The organism is Bacillus sp. MMSF_3328 (genome assembly GCF_030733525.1).
GTDB classification, from domain to species: Bacteria; Bacillota; Bacilli; order Bacillales; family Cytobacillaceae; genus Bacillus_AB; species Bacillus_AB infantis.
Genome location: NZ_JASHIV010000005.1, coordinates 77,292 through 95,750 on the forward strand (window position 1 = coordinate 77,292; position 18,459 = coordinate 95,750).

Annotated in this window: 18 protein-coding genes; all 18 read right to left on the reverse strand. The window is 47.5% G+C overall.

Features of this window, described 5'->3' with window-relative positions:
- Positions 1–121: 121 nt before the first annotated feature.
- Positions 122–991 carry a 4-hydroxy-tetrahydrodipicolinate synthase gene (dapA, locus tag RBB45_RS11075; RefSeq protein ID WP_094767423.1) on the reverse strand — a complete coding sequence of 290 codons (870 nt, stop codon included), beginning with the start codon at positions 989–991 and terminating at the stop codon, positions 122–124.
- Between the two features lie 17 nt (positions 992–1,008).
- A complete protein-coding gene (dapG, locus tag RBB45_RS11080; protein WP_009791641.1) occupies positions 1,009–2,253 on the reverse strand; it encodes an aspartate kinase in 1,245 nt (414 codons plus the stop codon).
- 29 nt (positions 2,254–2,282) lie between these two features.
- Positions 2,283–3,332, reverse strand: a complete 1,050-nt coding sequence (asd, locus tag RBB45_RS11085) for an aspartate-semialdehyde dehydrogenase (protein ID WP_009791642.1) — start codon at positions 3,330–3,332, stop codon at positions 2,283–2,285.
- Between the two features lie 259 nt (positions 3,333–3,591).
- On the reverse strand, positions 3,592–4,191 hold the full coding sequence (locus tag RBB45_RS11090; RefSeq protein ID WP_009791644.1) for a dipicolinate synthase subunit B: 600 nt from the start codon (positions 4,189–4,191) through the stop codon (positions 3,592–3,594).
- Positions 4,181–5,089, reverse strand: a complete 909-nt coding sequence (gene dpaA, locus RBB45_RS11095; RefSeq protein ID WP_306009586.1) for a dipicolinic acid synthetase subunit A — start codon at positions 5,087–5,089, stop codon at positions 4,181–4,183. Before dpaA ends, RBB45_RS11090 begins: the two co-directional genes overlap by 11 nt.
- 293 nt (positions 5,090–5,382) lie before the next feature.
- A complete protein-coding gene (locus tag RBB45_RS11100; protein ID WP_306009587.1) occupies positions 5,383–5,628 on the reverse strand; it encodes a YlmC/YmxH family sporulation protein in 246 nt (81 codons plus the stop codon).
- Positions 5,629–6,481: 853 nt separating this feature from the next.
- Positions 6,482–7,720 carry a M16 family metallopeptidase gene (locus RBB45_RS11105; protein ID WP_101547508.1) on the reverse strand — a complete coding sequence of 413 codons (1,239 nt, stop codon included), beginning with the start codon at positions 7,718–7,720 and terminating at the stop codon, positions 6,482–6,484.
- A gap of 93 nt (positions 7,721–7,813) precedes the next feature.
- The gene (locus RBB45_RS11110) at positions 7,814–8,767 is read right to left on the reverse strand and encodes a polysaccharide deacetylase family protein (protein ID WP_306009588.1); all 954 of its coding nucleotides are present in this window, start codon (positions 8,765–8,767) and stop codon (positions 7,814–7,816) included.
- A gap of 226 nt (positions 8,768–8,993) precedes the next feature.
- Positions 8,994–11,114, reverse strand: coding sequence for a polyribonucleotide nucleotidyltransferase (pnp, locus tag RBB45_RS11115; RefSeq protein ID WP_306009589.1), 2,121 nt, complete (start codon positions 11,112–11,114; stop codon positions 8,994–8,996).
- A gap of 240 nt (positions 11,115–11,354) precedes the next feature.
- Entirely contained in the window at positions 11,355–11,624 is a 270-nt protein-coding gene (gene rpsO, locus RBB45_RS11120) for a 30S ribosomal protein S15 (RefSeq protein ID WP_009795996.1), read from the reverse strand.
- A 118-nt stretch (positions 11,625–11,742) separates the two neighbouring features.
- Positions 11,743–12,699, reverse strand: coding sequence for a bifunctional riboflavin kinase/FAD synthetase (gene ribF / locus RBB45_RS11125; protein ID WP_306009590.1), 957 nt, complete (start codon positions 12,697–12,699; stop codon positions 11,743–11,745).
- 32 nt (positions 12,700–12,731) lie between these two features.
- Entirely contained in the window at positions 12,732–13,649 is a 918-nt protein-coding gene (gene truB / locus RBB45_RS11130; protein ID WP_094767426.1) for a tRNA pseudouridine(55) synthase TruB, read from the reverse strand.
- A 91-nt stretch (positions 13,650–13,740) separates the two neighbouring features.
- Complete coding sequence (rbfA, locus tag RBB45_RS11135) at positions 13,741–14,112, reverse strand: 30S ribosome-binding factor RbfA (protein ID WP_022543722.1); 372 nt, start codon at positions 14,110–14,112, stop codon at positions 13,741–13,743.
- A 14-nt stretch (positions 14,113–14,126) separates the two neighbouring features.
- A complete protein-coding gene (locus tag RBB45_RS11140) occupies positions 14,127–14,408 on the reverse strand; it encodes a DUF503 domain-containing protein (protein ID WP_009796000.1) in 282 nt (93 codons plus the stop codon).
- Positions 14,408–16,654 (reverse strand): translation initiation factor IF-2, encoded by a 2,247-nt coding sequence (infB, locus tag RBB45_RS11145; protein ID WP_306009591.1) that lies wholly within the window; start codon positions 16,652–16,654, stop codon positions 14,408–14,410. The genes RBB45_RS11140 and infB overlap by 1 nt, the downstream gene beginning before the upstream one ends.
- A gap of 19 nt (positions 16,655–16,673) precedes the next feature.
- Positions 16,674–16,976 (reverse strand): YlxQ family RNA-binding protein, encoded by a 303-nt coding sequence (locus RBB45_RS11150; RefSeq protein ID WP_009795854.1) that lies wholly within the window; start codon positions 16,974–16,976, stop codon positions 16,674–16,676.
- A complete protein-coding gene (gene rnpM, locus RBB45_RS11155; RefSeq protein ID WP_035403514.1) occupies positions 16,976–17,257 on the reverse strand; it encodes an RNase P modulator RnpM in 282 nt (93 codons plus the stop codon). Before rnpM ends, RBB45_RS11150 begins: the two co-directional genes overlap by 1 nt.
- Positions 17,258–17,273: 16 nt before the next feature.
- On the reverse strand, positions 17,274–18,458 hold the full coding sequence (nusA, locus tag RBB45_RS11160; protein WP_094767427.1) for a transcription termination factor NusA: 1,185 nt from the start codon (positions 18,456–18,458) through the stop codon (positions 17,274–17,276).
- Between the last annotated feature and the right edge of the window lies 1 nt (position 18,459).

Here is an 18,459-nt window from a genome sequence, read left to right on the forward strand (position 1 = left end):
ATTATACTTGATTAATGAATTTTATGACAACCAATTTTATTTTTTCGTATTGGGGGCAGCGGTCATCTCTATAGGAAAAGACCGGGAGCAATGCTCTCCGGCCTGATAGGGATCGTTTTATTTAGTTTTGGAACAAGTTGAGCAGTGCGGCTCTTTCCTGTTCGGTAAGAGGAACAAGCGGCAGCCTTACTGAACCTGTGTCGATGCCCTTCAGCTGAAGCGCAGTCTTGACTGGGACCGGACTTGGTGCGGCAAAGAGGCCTTCCATGAGCGGAAGGAGCTTCTGATGCTTGGCAGCAGCTTCTCCGACATTTCCCTCAAGGAAAGAAGAGATCATGCTCTGCATTTCAATCCCGATCACATGAGAAGCTACAGAAACCACTCCTGCTGCGCCTATCGCCATCGCTGGAAGCGTCAATCCATCGTCTCCAGAATAAAGAAGGAAGTCTTCATCAGTGCCGGCAATGATCGCTGTCATGCTGTTCAAATCGCCGCTCGCTTCTTTGACAGCCTTGATGTTAGGAATCTGTGACAATCTGATCACTGTTTCCGGCGCGATATTGACTACAGACCTTCCCGGGATATTGTAAACCATGACAGGCAGGGATGTGCTTTCAGCAACCGTTTTGAAGTGCTGGTACAATCCTTCCTGGTTTGGTTTATTATAATACGGAGCAACGACCATAACGGCATCCACACCGATCTGCTCCGCTTTCTTTGTCATCTCAACAGAAGCATACGTATCATTGCTGCCTGTTCCTGCAATGATAGGGATTCTTTTGTCGACCACTTTGACGACATGCTTGAACAGAGCCAGCTTTTCTTCTTTTGTCAGTGTCGGCGATTCCCCTGTTGTGCCGGCAACCACGAGGGAATCTGTTCCGTTCTCGATTAAATGGTTGATAAGCTGCGTTGTTTTTGTAAAATCCACATGGCCTTTTTTATCAAAAGGCGTCACCATTGCTGTAGAAACTCTTCCAAATAGAACCATTCTTTACAACTCCCTGCCTATATATCTGTCTGTTCGAATTCTAAGGACTCATGCTCAAGCTGAAAGGCATCATGAAGGGCATTGACTGCCTTGACAAGATCCTTCTGCTTGACCAGCACCCAGATGGTTGTATGGCTGTCCGCTGACTGGAGGATTCTGATGCTTTCCTCTGAAAGTGCCGTGACAATCTTTGAAGTGACACCCGGTACTCCCGCCATTCCTGCTCCCACAACGGAAACCTTGGCACAATGCCGCTCAAGCACCGGCTCATGGCCCAGCTGCTCAAGCGTTTTGACCGCTTTGTCAGCCATATCCTCAGAAACGGTATATACAACGCCGTTCGGCGAAATATTGATAAAATCGACGCTGATCTGTTCATTGGCCATTGCTTTGAAGACCTCTGCCTGCAGGTTGTACTGGTCCTTTTTGGCAAAGACCTTGATCTGCGTCACATTGGACAAATGCGCGATGCCGGTTACAGGGCGCTCTTTAATATCGCTGCCGCGGCTGTTTTTATTGATGCTTGTGACCAGTGTTCCAAGTCCGTCGGAATAAGTGGACCTGATTCTGATCGGCACCTTGGCCTGCATGGCGATCTCCACCGCACGGGGATGGATGACCTTGGCTCCCTGATAGGCAAGATTGCAGACCTCTGTATAGGTGACCACTGAAAGCGCCCTTGCATTCTCGGCGATGCGCGGGTCGGCCGTCATGATGCCTTCTACATCTGTAAAGATATCAATCCACTCTGCCTGAAGCGCAGCCCCGAGAGCAGCGGCTGATGTATCGCTCCCGCCTCTGCCGATGGTCGTGATATCGCCATTCTTGGCTGCTCCCTGGAAGCCTGCCACTACGACGACATCGGATTCCTCAAGCTCCCTGAGCAATCTGTCGCATTTCATTTCAATGATCTTCGCGTTCGTGAAATCGCTGTTGGTCCTGAAGCCGGCCTGTGCACCCGTCAATGCGGATGCCTCGATGCCTTCTTCCTTCAGCATATTGGTGAACACAATGCTCGAAATGGTTTCGCCGCATGATAAAAGAAGATCATTTTCCCGCTTGCTGATTTTGCTGCCGCTCCCGCCGATCAGCGATAAGAGGGTATCAGTTGCGTACGGATCTCCCTGCCGCCCCATTGCGGAAACAACAGCCACTACTTTATAGCCTTCCGACAAAGCTTTTTTAATATGCCTTTTTGCGTGCGCCCGGCTGCTGTCATCCCGTACGGATGTGCCTCCGAACTTCTGGACGATTATCTTCATCGTAACACCTCAAAAATATCCGTTTCCACTTATTTCACCAATTCCAGTTTGATTAAGCTTTCAGCGATCTGCACAGAATTCCAGGCAGCGCCTTTCAACAGGTTATCAGAGACTACCCACATGTGGAAGCCTTTGTCATTGTCAAGGTCCTTGCGGATCCGGCCGACAAAGATATCGTTTTTGCCTACACAATCTGCAGGCATCGGGTAGATTTGGTTTTCAGGATCATCCTGAAGCACAACACCAGGGGCATCCTTAAGGATGTCTTTGATTTCCTGTGCATCCACACCTCCGGCTTCCAGCTCAAAGTATACTGACTCCGAGTGGCCGGTTGCTACAGGCAGGCGGACACAGGTAGCCGCCACCTGAAGATCAGGCATATCCATGATTTTTTTTGTTTCGTTGATCATTTTCATTTCTTCAAATGTAAATCCATTATCCTGGAACATATCAATTTGAGGGATGGCATTAAAGGCAATCTGATAATGCTTTTTGTCGCCTTTGACCGGAAGGATCTTCGGCTCATGCTCTTCATTATTAATGATCGCCTTAGTCTGGCTGTACAGCTCTTCAACTGCCGCAGCGCCAGAACCGGAAACAGCCTGATACGTAGAAACAATGACCTTGCTCAAGCCATGCTTCTTCCGCAGCGGTTCAAGGGCTGCAACCATCTGAATGGTAGAGCAGTTCGGATTGGCGATAATCCCATTATGCTTCTTAAGGTCTTCTTCATTCACCTCAGGGACAACGAGCGGCACGTTTTCCGACATGCGGAATGCGCTTGTATTATCAACCACAATGGCGCCATGCTCAACAGCATGCGGAGCGAGCTCTTTTGAAACGCCGCCGCCTGCTGAGAATAATGCGATATCTACACCGGCAAAGCTCTCCGGCTTCGCTTCTTCCACTATATATTCATTTCCTTTATAACTTACCTTTGTGCCGGCTGAGCGGGCAGAAGATAGTAAAGTTAATTTCGATACAGGGAAATCTCTGCTTTCTAAAGTCTGCAGCATCTGCTGTCCAACAGCTCCGGTAGCTCCGACGACTGCAACGTGAAATCCTTTTTTGTTCTCCATCCAAAACTTCCCCTTCCAGCATACAAAATGATTAATCGATTTTAGGCTGCTTTTTCTTTTACAGGCAATATAAGAGGACGGCAGCTGTTGATTTCTTCGCCACCGCCATTCTTATTGTAGTATAGCATTCACTATGCTTCCAGTATATGAGATGATGGTCCAATGATTGAATAGCTGGACAAACTCATATTTAATATTTTCATTTTAACATATTCACCCGTTAAAGAAATAAACTTTTTTATGATGGAAGGTGCAGAGATCAGTTGCCGTCTTTATAGCGTTCAACAATGACCGGCTGGAGCTGTTTTCCCGTGATGGCCGCTTCAATCGTTTCTGAAAGCAGGGTCATTCTGGCAACCATGGAATTGGGCTTCTTAACTGGATCATCCTGTCCGAATGGGATGAAGTAAATATTCTTCACTGCCATCAGCCTCATCAGATTCATTCCGTTCAGCCCAAGGGCATCATTTGTGGAGATGCCGACTACAACAGGACTCTGGTTCCTGAGCGTTGCCTTTGCCGCCATCAGGACCGGGGAATCTGTCATCGCATTGGCGAACTTGCTCATGGAGTTTCCTGTCAATGGCGCAATGACCATGCAGTCCAGCGGTATCTTCGGTCCGAGGGGTTCTGCCTTTACAATCGAATCGATCACCTTATTGCCAGTCAGGTTCTCGATTCTCGCAATCCAATCCTCCCCCGCACCAAATCTCGTTTCAGTATTCTGAACAGTGCCGGTGACAACCGGGAGCACCTCTGCTCCTGCATTGACAAGCTTTTCAATCTCAGGGAATACAGCATCATAAGTACAATGTGAACCAGTAAGGCCAAACCCGATCTTTTTACCTTTAAGCGTCATGGTATTGCCCCCTTTTATTTTGAATGTCATCGGCCAGCAGAAGGGCCAGCACATTGGCCAGAATCTGCCCTGCTGTTTTCGGGGCAACAATTCCTGGAAGTCCCGGGGCCAGCAATGCCTTGATGCCCCTCTTTTCGGCATAGCGGAAATCTGTCCCGCCAGGCTTTGATGCCAGATCAATGATCAAGGTATGGACCGGCATCTTGCTGATGACCGAAGCACTGACAATCAGATGCGGTATGGTGTTAATGCAAATGTCCGTATCTTTGACAAATGACTGAATATCATCCAAATGGAACGGAGTGAGCCCCATTTCAGTAATTCTCGCAATATGCTCGCTTTTTCTTGCGCCAACCTTTACCTTTGCCCCTAAAGAGTGAAAGGTTCTTGCCACACTCATACCGACTCTGCCCAGGCCAAGCACCACCACATTGGATCCGTGAATGGTAAAATCAGTGTGCTGGATGGCCATCATGATCGTCCCTTCAACAGTCGGAATCGAATTATAGATGGCAATGTCGTCCCTCTCAAACAGCTGCACCAGCCTTCTGTCATTCTGACTGGTGATAGCATCCAGATAGGAATTTGTAATGCCGGAATATATGGTGCAGTGCGGCTGTGTTTGGGCGATCATATCTTCTGTTAAAAACACTTTCTCATTTGAAAATATAGTCTCAACCTGCCCTTCCAGATTGGTGCCTGGCACAGGCAGGATTATGCTATCCAGAGCTGAAAAATCTACTTCATCCACTTTCTCCTTCGATGCTCCGGTAAAAGCATGATCCAGCTGCTCAAAGCCAATCAGCAAGAGCCTGGCATCCAGTTCTGTCAGCTTCCTGATGATCTCCAGCTGCCGGGCATCCCCGCCCATCACTGCTATTTGCATCCCTGTCAGCATGAAATATTCACCTTCTTCTAAAGAATCTTACAGGAATCTAAAGTCTCATACATAACTACTCCAACATCCTATGACAGCAACCCAGATAAGGTGAGTTTTTTAAGGCAGAAATATGGGCGGACAGATAATGCTGAACATAAACCTAAACCAATGCGGAGGACGCTTGTCTGAGAGAACACTATCAAAAGTCCATAATGGCAAAACAAAAGGGGTGCAGAATGAAAGATCATTCCGCACCCCTTTTGCCAGCAGCCGCATGCTTCACTAACGGCCGCCACGCCTTGTTCTGCTGATCAGCTGTCATCTTCAGGCATATCAATGATAATCATATCATTGCCGATTTTCTTGATATGCTGCCAGGGCACTGTAATTTCCCCTCCCTGACGCTTCAGGCCGAACCATTTCAGCGACGGAATGAGGAGGGCCTTGATTTGTCCGTCCTTTTCATTTATTTCAAGGTCAGTCTGGCCCAGCACTCCAAGGCGCTCAGCTTTTTTCGCATCAACTATTTCCTTCCCGCTCAGCTCACTGAGTCTCACGCAAATCCCCCCAGTCTTTGTCCTCAATATATATTTACGGCAGGAAATTGATTTTAGAAGCATTCCATCTTTTCGATTGATAAAAACATAGGGGGGCAAGGTTGAGGGTTTTTGCTGGAGGCACTGGCACCCTCTATTCTGAAAAATGACTTTCAGAGGGCCTTAGTCAGCTGGACTAACACCCTCTATTTTGTAAATTGACTTTCAGAAGGCTTTAGTCGGCCGGACTAACACCCTCTATCCCGCAAAATGACTTTCAGAAGGCCTTAGTCGGTCCGGACTAACACCCTCTATCAAGCATTGTGGCTCTCAGAAGGCTTTAGTAAGCTGCACTAGCACCCTCTATTCCGCAAAATGACTTTCAGAGGGCCTTAGTCGGTCCCACTAACACCCTCTATCCAGCAAAATGACTTTCAGAAGGCCTTAGTCGGCCGGTCTAACACCCTCTATCCAGCCAAACTGGCTCTCAGAGGGCCTTAGTCAGCCGTACTAACACCCTCTATCAGGCATTCTGGCTCTCAGAAGGCCTTAGTCAACCGCACTAACACCCTCTATCCAGTCAAACTGGCTCTCAGAGGGCCTTAGTTGACCGCTCACTAACACCCTCTATTCCGCAAAATGACTTTCAGAAGGCCATAGTCGGTCCCACTAGCACCCTCTATCCAGCAAACTGGCTCACAGAGGGCCTTAGTTGACCGCTCACTGGCACCCTCTATTCCACCAATCACTCATAGGGGCTCAATTGGCAGCAGTTGATGCCTCCTCTATCCAGTTTCCCCAAAGTTCCATCTGAGCTTTGGCCAAAACATAACAAAAACCCGGCACTCACGCCGGGTTCAAGTCACTTCTCTATTTAAGCCAGATTCTTTGGCAGTACGCCGTCAGGGCTGATCAATGAAACAGAGAATTGGTCTGAGAAGATGGAGTTTGCCATTTCGTTGACTCCCGCTTCTGAGACTTTATCAATTTGTTCGACTATCTCATCGAGTGAACGGTGCCTTCCGAGCAGCAGTTCGTTCTTGCCATTGCGGCTCATGCGGCTGTTTGTGCTTTCAAGGCTCAGCATCAGGCTTCCCTTCATCTGTTCCTTGCTGTTTTTCAGCTCTTTCTCAGTGATGCCGTCCCTCTTCAATGTAGCAAGCGTTTCCTGGATTGTTTCAAACAGTACATCCAGCTGCTTGGCTCCGGTTCCGCCGTAAATCGTAACCATTCCCGTATCCTGGAATGAAGAGTGATAAGAAAAGACAGAGTATGCCAGTCCTCTTTGTTCTCTAACGTCCTGGAACAGGCGGCTGCTCATGCTTCCGCCAAGGATATTGTTCAGAAGAATCAGGCTGTACATATCTTTATGGCCGACTGGAAGCCCTTCATAGCCTAAGCATAGATGAGCCTGTTCAGTCTCTTTTTTCCGTGAGACCCGGTTTGAATGAAAAACAGGCATTTCCTGATTTCTTTCCTGCTTCCCGGCTTCATAGGAGCCGAACAGCTTCTCCACTTCCTGGATGAAAGAATCGGAGATATTGCCGGCAATGGAGATGACAACATTTTCAGGCGTATAAGTTTCATGCATGTACTCCCTTAATGTGTCCCCTTTAAAGGTCTCCAATGTTTCCTCAGTCCCGAGGATCGGGTAGCCAAGCGGATGGCTCTCATATATAGCCTTTCCAAGAAGATCATGGACGATATCATCTGGCGTATCTTCATACATCTTGATTTCCTCGAGCACAACATTTTTCTCTTTATTTAATTCTTCATCCACAAAGGTGGAATTAAAGAACATATCTGCCAGTACATCAAGTGCAAATTTTGAGTGTGTATCAAGAACCTTGGCATAATAGCATGTGTATTCCTTTGATGTGAATGCATTAACCTGGCCGCCAATGCTGTCAAAGGATTCTGCTATCTCCCTGGCTGTCCTTGTTTTTGTCCCTTTAAAGAACATATGCTCCAGAAAATGAGAAACTCCGTTATTGCCGGGATGCTCATTCCTTGAACCGGTCCCGATCCAGACACCGATTGCAACTGAACGGACCGTCGGTATATTTTCCAGAACTACTCTTACACCATTTTGGCATGTATATTTCTTTATCAAAGCAACTCCTCCTGTTCTCTATCCTGGTGCATTTAGCGCGGTTTAGTTAGTATAGCTCATTATTGTTATTTTTTCCAAAATCCTGTTTATCTATCACTTTTTATCCATAATACGCTCTTCGCTTAACAATCTTGAAACTGAGGCAATATCAAAGTCTTTTCCTTTGATTTGCGTGATCATACTGTCGAGTGACTTAGCTGTAGAATCGGTTGGATGCATTAAAATGATTGCTCCATTATGCACCTTTGGGACCACTCTGTTCAGCAGCTCTTCCGGGGAAGGCTTCCGCCAGTCGACTGTATCGAGGCTCCACATGACCGTCTTCAGTTTCTTTTCAGCTGCAATCCTGACCGTTTCATCCCGGTAGCTTCCGCTTGGGGGAGCAAACCAGGTGACTTCTTGTCCGGTTGTTGCTTTAATGACCTGGTTGGTCTTTTCAATCTCTTCCCTGATGCGGGCCGAGGATATGGTTTTCATATCCGGATGGGTAAAGGAATGATTCCCGGCTTCATGCCCTGCTTCGGTAATCATCTTGGCAAGCTCAGGATTCTGCTGGACCCATCTTCCTTCAAGAAAAAAAGTGGCTGTTACCTTATGTTTCTTCAAAGTGGCAAGCATCCCCGATAAGTACTCGTTTCCCCATGCAACGTTTATGATGAAAGATACCATAGGTTTGTCGGGATTTCCTTTATAAATGGGGGCAGGAGGCAAATCACCCAGTTTCTTTTCTGGTTCAATCTGCTCCAGCACCAATTTGTCGGGATCGAATTTCTTCTCGCCCTTCATTTTTTTATACGATGCCTCTACATCAACCTTTACCCCATTGTAGCCGGGTATAGCCTTCCAGACCGGGTCGATCCTGGCATCTTGTGGAGCTATGTAATAGTTCTCAGATTCCTTCTCTATCCTTTGTATAAGAGAATCTGACTCTGCTGTGACAGCAAGGCTATCCATTTTCAGCTGCGATACATAAAGATCTGTAAAAGGGTTATTGACCAGCATCAGTGAAAAAGCACCGATCAGCAGCATACCAGCTAATTTCTTCATTTTCTCAGCCCTCCTTCACTAATTTTTATGTGAAGGGTGGACAGGGTAGAACAGCGGCTGGAAATATACTGAGGGCTGCAGATGCCATGGTTCTGTATGTATAGAAAAAGCCAGGGATCTCCCTGGCTTTAAAATCCGGCTGAAGCCAAAGCCGGCAGGAAGCTGCAATTCGTCTGCGTCCCCGGCATGCCGGCCAAGCCTTCATCTTATGATGAACCGGTAAAAATTAATCCTGTGCCTTCTCCTGCTTTTCGCGCTGTTCCTTCAGAACTGCTTTGCGGGAAAGGTTGACTCTGCCCTGCTTGTCGATTTCTGTTACTTTTACAAGCAATTCGTCTCCAAGTGACAGGACGTCCTCCACTTTGCCTACGCGCTCTTCGGCAAGCTCGGAAATATGAACCAGTCCGTCTTTTCCGTTGAAGATTTCAACAAAGGCACCGAACTTTTCAATTCTCTTGACCTTACCAAGGTACATCTGGCCGACTTCAACCTCGCGGACGATGTCTTCGATGATCTTCTTGGCCTTGTCGTTCATTTCCTGGTCTACAGAAGAAATGAAGACAGTTCCATCCTGCTCGATGTCGATTTTGACGCCAGTTTCTTCAATGATCTTATTGATCTGCTTTCCGCTTGGCCCGATAACATCGCGGATTTTGTCCGGATTGATTGTCATCGTCAGGATCTTAGGCGCATATCTGGAAAGTTCCTTCTTCGGCTCTGCAATGGTTGCAAGCATAGAGTCGAGGATTTGCATCCTGCCTGCTTTCGCCTGCTGGAGCGCTTCTTCAAGGATTTCGCGGGAAAGCCCCTCAATCTTGATATCCATCTGCAGAGCTGTTACACCCTTGGATGTACCTGCCACCTTAAAGTCCATGTCTCCAAGATGGTCTTCCATCCCCTGGATATCAGTAAGGATTGAGTAATAGTCGCCTGACTTGATAAGCCCCATGGCGATGCCTGCTACAGGAGCCTTAATCGGAACACCGGCATCCATCATCGCAAGTGTGCTCGCACAGATGCTTGCCTGGGAAGTAGAGCCGTTCGATTCAAGAACCTCTGAAACCAGGCGGACTGTATAAGGGAAATCCTTTTCATTCGGGATAACCGGCTCAAGAGCACGTTCACCAAGAGCTCCATGCCCGATTTCACGGCGTCCCGGACCTCTCATCGGCCCAGTTTCCCCTACGCTGAAGTTAGGGAAATTATAGTGGTGCATAAAGCGTTTCTCTTCTTCGATGCCAAGTCCGTCAAGGATCTGAACATCACCGAGTGCGCCAAGCGTACAGATGCTCAGAGCCTGGGTCTGTCCCCTTGTAAACAGCCCTGAACCGTGTGTGCGCGGCAGCAGGCCGATTTCAGAAGACAGGGGACGGATTACATCAAGGCCGCGGCCGTCCGGGCGAACCTTTTCTTCAGTGATCAGTCTGCGGACTTCAGCTTTGACAAGCTTGTCCAGCACCTTTTTCACCTGTTTGATGGTCTCATCGTCTGCTTCCTGCTCTTCATATTGTGCCAATACTGCATCTTTCACCGTTTTAATGGCCGATTCACGCGCATGCTTTTCCTGCACCTGAATCGCTGAAACCATGTCCTTTTCGGCTGCTTCGCGGACCTTGGATTCAATGTCAGCATCTATTTCATATAATTTGATTTCTGTTTTTTCTTTTCCGACTTCGGAAACGATCTGTTCCTGGAAGGAAATCAGGCGTTTGATTTCTTCATGGCCATACATAATGGCTTCAAGCATTGTTTCTTCCGGCACTTCATCTGCACCGGCTTCAACCATGTTGATGGCATCCTTTGTACCTGCTACAACAAGATGCATATCGCTCTCATTCTGCTGCTCCACAGTCGGGTTAATGACAAACTCGCCATTGATGCGCCCTACTGTGACACCCGCAATCGGGCCGCCGAACGGGATATCAGAAACACTCAGTGCCAAAGATGAACCAAACATAGCGGCCATCTCGGAAGAGCAGTCCTGATCAACGCTCATTACCATACTTACAACCTGGACCTCATTGCGGAAACCGTCAGCAAACAGCGGGCGGATCGGCCTGTCGATCAGGCGGCTGGCCAGAATGGCCTTTTCACTTGGACGGCCTTCACGTTTAATGAAGCCTCCAGGTATTTTCCCAACTGCATACAAGCGTTCTTCGTAATTGACTGTCAGCGGGAAGAAGTCAAGGTTTTTTGGCTCTTTTGATGCTGTTGCTGTACTGAGGACTGCTGTATCTCCATAACGGATCAGCGCTGCTCCATTGGCCTGCTTTGCAAGCTGCCCGATTTCCACTGTAAGCGTACGTCCGGCCCAGTCCAAGGAATAAATCTTCTTATCTTGTCCCATTGCTTTATAAACCCCTCTCTGCGTGTAAACTTTTTAGAGGTTTAGCGAATTATTGTATTAGCCTAAACCATCGTAAAATTCTTTTATAAATCAAAAAAAGACATAGTTGTATTTAGTATGCACAATTTCTATGTAAAAAATCAATCTATGTATACAGAAAGCCTGCTTTTTTATAAGCCGGCTTTCTGTAAATATCACTTAAAGACGATAAAAAAGCGGGAAAAAATCCCGCTTTCAATACTATCGGCGTAAACCAAGCTTAGTGATTAACTCACGGTAACGAGTAACATCCTTGTTACGCAGGTAAGTCAATAGGTTACGGCGTCTACCTACCATCTTAAGAAGACCGCGGCGTGAATGGTGGTCTTTCTTGTGAGTGCGTAAGTGATCGTTTAAGTTGTTGATTGATTCTGTAAGGACAGCGATTTGAACTTCTGGAGATCCAGTATCGTTCTCATGAGTTTTGTACTCATTGATCAGTTCATTTTTACGTTCTTGAGTGATTGCCATCCTGTTCACCTCCTAATGTTTATCCCCTGTCACTGAGCAAGCGTCGGTGACTCGACTTGCCAAGCAAAGGTTCTTATTTTTGGTACGTTTATAAGAATACAGCTTTTCAGGACAAAAATCAAGTTAAACCTTCATTATTTTCAAAGTAGCCGACAGCTGCGTCTTTATCCCTCGAAATTTGGGCAACCAGTTCATCTACGCCTGAGAACTTCCTCTCTGAACGCAAATAGCGGTGCCATTCTATCTCTACTTCAGAGCCGTAAATTTCCCTGCTGAAATCGAAGAGGTGGACCTCTATTGAGGGCCGGTCGGCAGCCGGCTTATTGAATGTCGGTTTATAGCCGACATTGCAGACGCCTTCTACCCAGCTCCCATCAACCCGCATCCTGGCGGCATACACCCCTGTCGGCGGATAGATATAGCTGGTTCCGATGTCGATGTTTGCGGTTGGAAAGCCGATCGTCCTGCCCCGCTTATCTCCATGGATGACAGTGCCGCGCGTGGTATAATATCTGCCCAGCAGTCCCGGAAGTTCTTCTGTATGCCCCTCTCTGATTTTCTGGCGGATGAGGGTGGAACTGATTTTTTCCGTGCCGTCTGTGAGCTTGTCGACCACGGTGTATGTAAATTCTTCCCTTGAATGAAACGGAAGGGTCTCCATTGTGCCTTTGCCCATCCTGCCATAGCTGTAGTCGAAACCAGCCACTATATGCCTGGCATTGAGGCCGATCAGGTATTGGTCAGCAAACTCCTGGGGAAGCAGGCTGGCAAAGCTGCTGCTGAATTCGACGACAAATAAATAATCGGCGCCAAGCTTCGATATCTCTTTGATTTTATCTTCAAAAGGCGTTATATACTCTATATGCTGTACGCTTTTCCCCAGTACGACAGAAGGGTGGGGATCAAAGGTCATGACTGCGCTTTTCAGCCCTTTTTGCTCTGCCGCTTTTTTCGCTTCAAGAATGACTTTCTGATGTCCGAGATGAACCCCGTCAAAATAACCCAGGGCCATGGACAGCCCGGGAAAATCCGTTCTGGCAAATTGATGGGGATGTTTAATAGCAATGACTTCCATTGATGATACTCACCTTTTTCTATTGCTGGATACTATGCTTCGTTTCTAAGCACTTTTGACGGCTTCATAAGTCCGGGCTTTGCCGGATGGTGAAGATAGATGGCCAGGGCAGTCCCTGCCTCTGTCTGGACGACAATCGGGCCTGTTTCTTTCTCCAGGAAATCCGGTATATTCAGAAGTGCTCCATTTTTTACTTTCTCTGCAACTGTATCACTAATCGTGTATTTCGGCAAATGAGAAATCCCCTCTTCGAGCGGCCTGATTTTTGCTGCAAGCTCACCGCTTTCCTGAAGAGCTTCAATGTCTTCGAATGTCAGGCACTCTTCTTTCGCAAAAGAGGCTGAGCGGATTCTTTCAAGGCCCGACATATGGGCAGGATAACCCAGCGCTTCACCGATCATTACAGCAAGCGTACGGATGTAAGTCCCTTTGCTGCATTCGACCCGGAAGCGGAAAGAAGGATTGGGCCCTTCAAATTCCTGCTCCTCGCTCAGCAGCTCGATTGAGTAGATGCTGACCTTTCGTGTCGGCCTCTCTACCTCGATTCCTTTTCTGGCATATTCATAAAGCCTTTTGCCATTCACCTTTACAGCAGAGTACATAGGCGGCGTCTGTGTGATCTCACCCTTTAGATTCTCAAGGACATCGATGACTTGTGCTCTTGTAACTCTACCGGCAACAGGTTTTTCTTCAATTTTTTCACCAGATGCGTCTTCTGTTGAAGTGGAAAAGCCGAGTGTGACTTCGCCCTCATAAGCCTTTCCTGCATCGGTGATATATTCCGCGACTTTTGTGGCCCTGCCAATGCAGATGGGAAGGACTCCCGTCACATCCGGATCAAGTGTGCCGGTGTGGCCGATCCTTTTCATCCTCAGGATTTTGCGCAGCTTGAATACACAATCATGGGATGTCATCCCTTTAGGTTTAAATAACGGTATGATTCCTTCCATTTCCATACCCCTCCAATACTATATGTACGCTGGCTCCCCGGCCTGGACAGCCAAAAAAAGGATAGACCAGAGTCTATCCTTTTCCGGAAGCTTATTCTTTATCCTGTTCTTCTTTAGATTGGCCTTCTTCCTGGATTTTATGAAGAAGTGTATCAATGCGATTTCCATAATCGATTGATTCATCAAACTCAAAGATGATTTCAGGTGTTTTGCGAAGCCGGATGCGCTGTCCAATTTCTGAACGGATGAACCCTTTTGCTTTGGCAAGTCCTTTGAGCGTGTTTTCCCTTTTCTCTTCATCGCCGAGAACCGAGATATACACGGTTGCCTGCTGCAGGTCTCCGGTAACAGCAACATCAGTTACAGTCACAAAGCCAATGCGGGGATCCTTGATCTTTCGGCCAATGATCTCTCCAAGCTCTTTCTTCATTTGTTCTCCAACTCTGTTTGCTCTATGGCTCATATGATCACCTCTTGTTAAAGCCACTCTATATCTGTGATTGTCCGTTCTATTTCCGGAAACGAATCGATTAGCTTGAGAGCGTTCTGCAGCTCCGCTTCAGCGGAGACACGGGCAGAAGCAACTGCCGCAACGGCAATTTTGGTCCTCTGCCACGTATCCTGGAAATCAACTTCAGCAACAGACAGATTATGCCTCTGCCTGAGCCGCATGATGATTCTCTGCAGAACAGCCCTTTTTTCTTTTAAAGAATGTGCATCATAAATCATGCATTCGCAGGCTGCAAGGCCAACTACCATTAACGTTCCACTTCTTCCATGATATATGCTTCGACAACGTCGCCTTCTTTTACATCATTGAAGTTTTTGATGGTAATTCCGCACTCGTAACCCTGGCTGACTTCTTTCGCGTCATCCTTAAAGCGTTTGAGGGCATCGATTTCGCCTTCAAAAATGACCACTCCGTCTCGGATGAGGCGAATGCCGCTGTCACGTGTGATTTTTCCATCTGTAACATAGGAGCCGGCAATCGTTCCAACCTTTGATACCTTGAAGGTTTGGCGGATCTCAGCCTGGCCGATGACTTTCTCTTCGAATTCCGGATCAAGCATGCCTTTCATGGCTGATTCGATCTCGTCGATCACTTTGTAGATGATTCTGTGGAGGCGAACATCCACTTCCTCAGTATCTGCTGCACGCTTCGCATTATTATCAGGCCTTACGTTAAAGCCGATGACAATGGCATTTGAAGCAGCGGCAAGGGTGATGTCTGATTCATTGATCGCACCGACTGCTGTATGAATGATCCTTACATTGACACCTTCAACATCTATCTTATTCAAGGCAGCTGCAAGCGCCTCGGCGGACCCTTGAACATCCGCTTTGATAATGATGTTTAGATCTTTCATTTCCCCTTGTTTCATATGTTCAAACAAGTTATCAAGGCTGACGCGCGTCTTTTCGCTTCTCTGGGCCTGGATCGCCTGCTGTGAACGCACTTCGCCGACCTGGCGGGCTGTTTTTTCATCCTTGAATACGACAAAGCGGTCGCCTGCAAGCGGCACATCATTCAGACCAGTGATTTCAACCGGTGTGGATGGACCTGCTTCTTTGACGCGGCGGCCAAGATCATTGACCATTGCACGCACACGTCCAAACGTCGTGCCGACTACGATTGGATCGCCGACCTTAAGTGTTCCATTCTGGACAAGAAGGGTAGCAACTGAACCCCTGCCTTTGTCAAGCTGTGCTTCAATGACCGTTCCGACTGCATTGCGGTCAGGGTTGGCTTTGTATTCTTCAACCTCGCTGACAAGAAGGATCATCTCAAGCAGGGAGTCGATTCCATCTCCTGTCAGGGCTGAAAGCGGAACAAAGATCGTTTCTCCGCCCCACGCTTCAGGCACAAGTCCGTGCTCTGTCAGTTCCTGCATCACGCGGTCAGGATTGGCAGCAGGCTTATCCATTTTGTTGACGGCAACGATGATCGGCACCTCGGCTGCCTTTGCATGGTTGATTGCTTCTACAGTCTGAGGCATAACTCCGTCGTCAGCTGCAACAACCAGGATTGTAATATCCGTGATCTTTGCTCCACGGGCACGCATAGTCGTAAACGCGGCGTGTCCCGGTGTATCAAGGAAAGTGATCTTCTTGCCGTTTTCTTCTACCTGATAAGCACCGATATGCTGGGTGATTCCGCCAGCCTCGCCTGCAGTCACCTTTGTGTTCCTGATGCTGTCAAGAAGAGTCGTTTTACCATGGTCAACGTGGCCCATGATCGTTACGACAGACGGCCTTTCAGACAGTTCAGCACTTTCATCTTCTGTGAAGTAAACCTCAAGGTCAGTTGTATCGATGAGGATTTCTTCCTCTACTTCCACGCCGTATTCACCGGCAATCAGCTCGATGGCATCTTTGTCAAGATCCTGGTTGATCGTAGCCATTACGCCAAGCATAAAGAGCTTTTTGATGATTTCTGAAGGTTCACGGTGAAGCTTCTTAGCGAGCTCCGCCACAGTCAATGAATCACTGAAGGTGATTTTAGCCGGAAGTTCTTTTTCTTTGCGGGGCTGAGGAGCATGGTTAGTATGCTGCTTCCCTTTATTCTGGTTATTGCGGTTGTTGCGGTTTTTATTATTGTTATTGTTGTTGTTCTTATTGCGGTTATTGTTGTTATTGCCGCGGCTGCTGTTATTGTTGTTATTGTTTCCAAATGACTTGGATTGATTGCCGCCGCCTGAACGGTTTGCCGGTGCAGATGGCCTTGCTTTGTCGCGGCTGCTGCTATTGCTGTTCTGCTCGCCTGAAGCTTTTGGCCTTGGCTGGCTGTTCTGCTGCGGCTTTTGATTTCCTGCTGACTGATTAGGCCTGGCTGGTTTAGTGTCGGCCTTTTTGCCGAAAATTTCATCCAGCTTTTTAACAGCATCGTTTTCAATCGTTGTCATATGGTTTGAAACTTCCACGTTCATGTCTTTCAATTTTGTAATAACGTCTTTGCTTGAAATATTGAATTTCTTTGCATATTCATAGACGCGCATTTTACTCATATTTTCACCCCCGGTAGAATTAATCGAGCAGCGTCAACAGTTTTTTTGCAAACCCGCTGTCAAGGACAGCCACAACTACACGTGCTTCTTTTCCGATCGCTTGACCAAGAAGGTGACGATTTTCCACTATTTTATATGGAACGTTATAGGATTTACATTTGTCTGTCACTTTTTTTGCTGTATTCGCAGACGCATCTGCTGACAGCAGCACGAGCTTCGCCTTGCCGCCCCTTATTTCTTTGACGGAGAGCTCTTCACCCGATATGATCTTGCGTGCTCGATTGGCCAAGCCAAGCAATGACATCCATTGATTTGAGTTCATCAGGATAGTCGTTTCTCCTTCTCTATGAGCTCTAAAAGCTCTTCATATATAGAATCATCCACTGCTGCATCCAGATGATTTGAGAGTATGTTTTTCTTTTGTGCTGATAAGACTGCTTCTTTATCTCTGGAAAGATAAGCTCCCCGGCCTGACTTTTTCCCGGTCAGATCCAAAGAGACCTCGCCTTCCTTAGAGCGAACGATGCGAACCAGTTCTTTTTTCGGCTTCATTTCACCGGTAGCGACACATTTACGCATGGGAACCTTTTTATTCTTGTTCACGATCATTCACCCTTTCTTACTCCCTGTCTTCATCTGCGTCATAATCAGATTCAAAATCTGCCTCTTCTTCCGCAGTGAAGTCTGTATCAGTATCATAATCCGCATCATCAGCGTAATCTTCTTCATCAAAAGTAAGAAGTGACTCTTCACGAGGGAAAATGCCTGATTCACGGGCTTCAGTCTCAGATTTAATGTCGATTTTCCAGCCGGTCAGCTTGGCAGCAAGGCGCGCATTCTGCCCGCGCTTCCCGATTGCAAGCGAAAGCTGGTAATCCGGCACGATTACGGTTGTTGCCTTATCTTCTTCATTCACAATAACATCCAGCACCTTGGAAGGGCTCAATGCATTGGCTACAAAGACAACCGGATCCGGCGACCATTTAACAATGTCGATCTTCTCGCCTTTCAGCTCATTGACGACTGCCTGTACACGAGTCCCTTTTGGACCTACGCAGGATCCAACCGGATCGACTTCGCTGTTGTCAGCATGAACTGAGATCTTGGAACGGTCTCCCGCTTCCCTTGAAACCGATTTAATTTCAACGGTGCCGTCATAAATTTCAGGCACTTCAATTTCAAACAGGCGCTTCAATAAGCCAGGATGCGTCCGGGAAACAAAAATCTGCGGCCCTTTAGTCGTTTTCTCAACTTTCGTGATAAAAACCTTGATCCTGTCATGAGGCTTATATTGTTCATTCGGCATCTGCTCATTGGCCGGAAGGATGGCTTCGATCTTGCCGAGGCTGACGTAAATGAATTTAGGGTCCTGCCTCTGTACGATCCCGGTCATGATGTCTTCTTCGCGGTCGATGAATTCTGAATAGATGATCCCGCGCTCTGCCTCACGGACACGCTGTGTTACAACCTGCTTCGCAGTCTGTGCAGCGATTCGGCCGAAGTCCTTCGGAGTGACCTCTAATTCAACCACATCTTCAACCTGATAATTCGGGTTGATGCCCTTGGCTTCATCAAGGCTGATTTCAAGACGCGGGTCAAAGACCTGCTCTACTACTTCCTTGCGGGCAAAAACCCTCATCGTTCCGCTTCCAAGGTTCAAATCGATGCGGACATTTTGCGCCTGGTTGAAGTTTCGGCGGTAAGCTGAAATCAAGGCAGCTTCAATGGCCTCAATAATGATATCCCGAGAAATTCCTTTTTCTTTTTCCAGCAACGTCAGAGCATCCAGCAATTCACTGCTCATG

Coding starts and splice junctions, on each gene's coding strand:
- dapA (WP_094767423.1), bottom strand. CDS start 991: ATGGTTCTATTTGGAAGAGTTTCTACAGCAATGGTGACGCCTTTTGAT.
- dapG (WP_009791641.1), bottom strand. CDS start 2,253: ATGAAGATAATCGTCCAGAAGTTCGGAGGCACATCCGTACGGGATGAC.
- asd (WP_009791642.1), bottom strand. CDS start 3,332: ATGGAGAACAAAAAAGGATTTCACGTTGCAGTCGTCGGAGCTACCGGA.
- RBB45_RS11090 (WP_009791644.1), bottom strand. CDS start 4,191: ATGACGCTTAAAGGTAAAAAGATCGGGTTTGGCCTTACTGGTTCACAT.
- dpaA (WP_306009586.1), bottom strand. CDS start 5,089: ATGCTGACAGGGATGCAAATAGCAGTGATGGGCGGGGATGCCCGGCAG.
- RBB45_RS11110 (WP_306009588.1), bottom strand. CDS start 8,767: ATGAAGAAATTAGCTGGTATGCTGCTGATCGGTGCTTTTTCACTGATG.
- pnp (WP_306009589.1), bottom strand. CDS start 11,114: ATGGGACAAGATAAGAAGATTTATTCCTTGGACTGGGCCGGACGTACG.
- rpsO (WP_009795996.1), bottom strand. CDS start 11,624: ATGGCAATCACTCAAGAACGTAAAAATGAACTGATCAATGAGTACAAA.
- ribF (WP_306009590.1), bottom strand. CDS start 12,699: ATGGAAGTCATTGCTATTAAACATCCCCATCAATTTGCCAGAACGGAT.
- truB (WP_094767426.1), bottom strand. CDS start 13,649: ATGGAAGGAATCATACCGTTATTTAAACCTAAAGGGATGACATCCCAT.
- rbfA (WP_022543722.1), bottom strand. CDS start 14,112: ATGAGCCATAGAGCAAACAGAGTTGGAGAACAAATGAAGAAAGAGCTT.
- RBB45_RS11140 (WP_009796000.1), bottom strand. CDS start 14,408: ATGGTAGTTGGCCTTGCAGCCTGCGAATGCATGATTTATGATGCACAT.
- infB (WP_306009591.1), bottom strand. CDS start 16,654: ATGAGTAAAATGCGCGTCTATGAATATGCAAAGAAATTCAATATTTCA.
- RBB45_RS11150 (WP_009795854.1), bottom strand. CDS start 16,976: ATGAACTCAAATCAATGGATGTCATTGCTTGGCTTGGCCAATCGAGCA.
- nusA (WP_094767427.1), bottom strand. CDS start 18,458: ATGAGCAGTGAATTGCTGGATGCTCTGACGTTGCTGGAAAAAGAAAAA.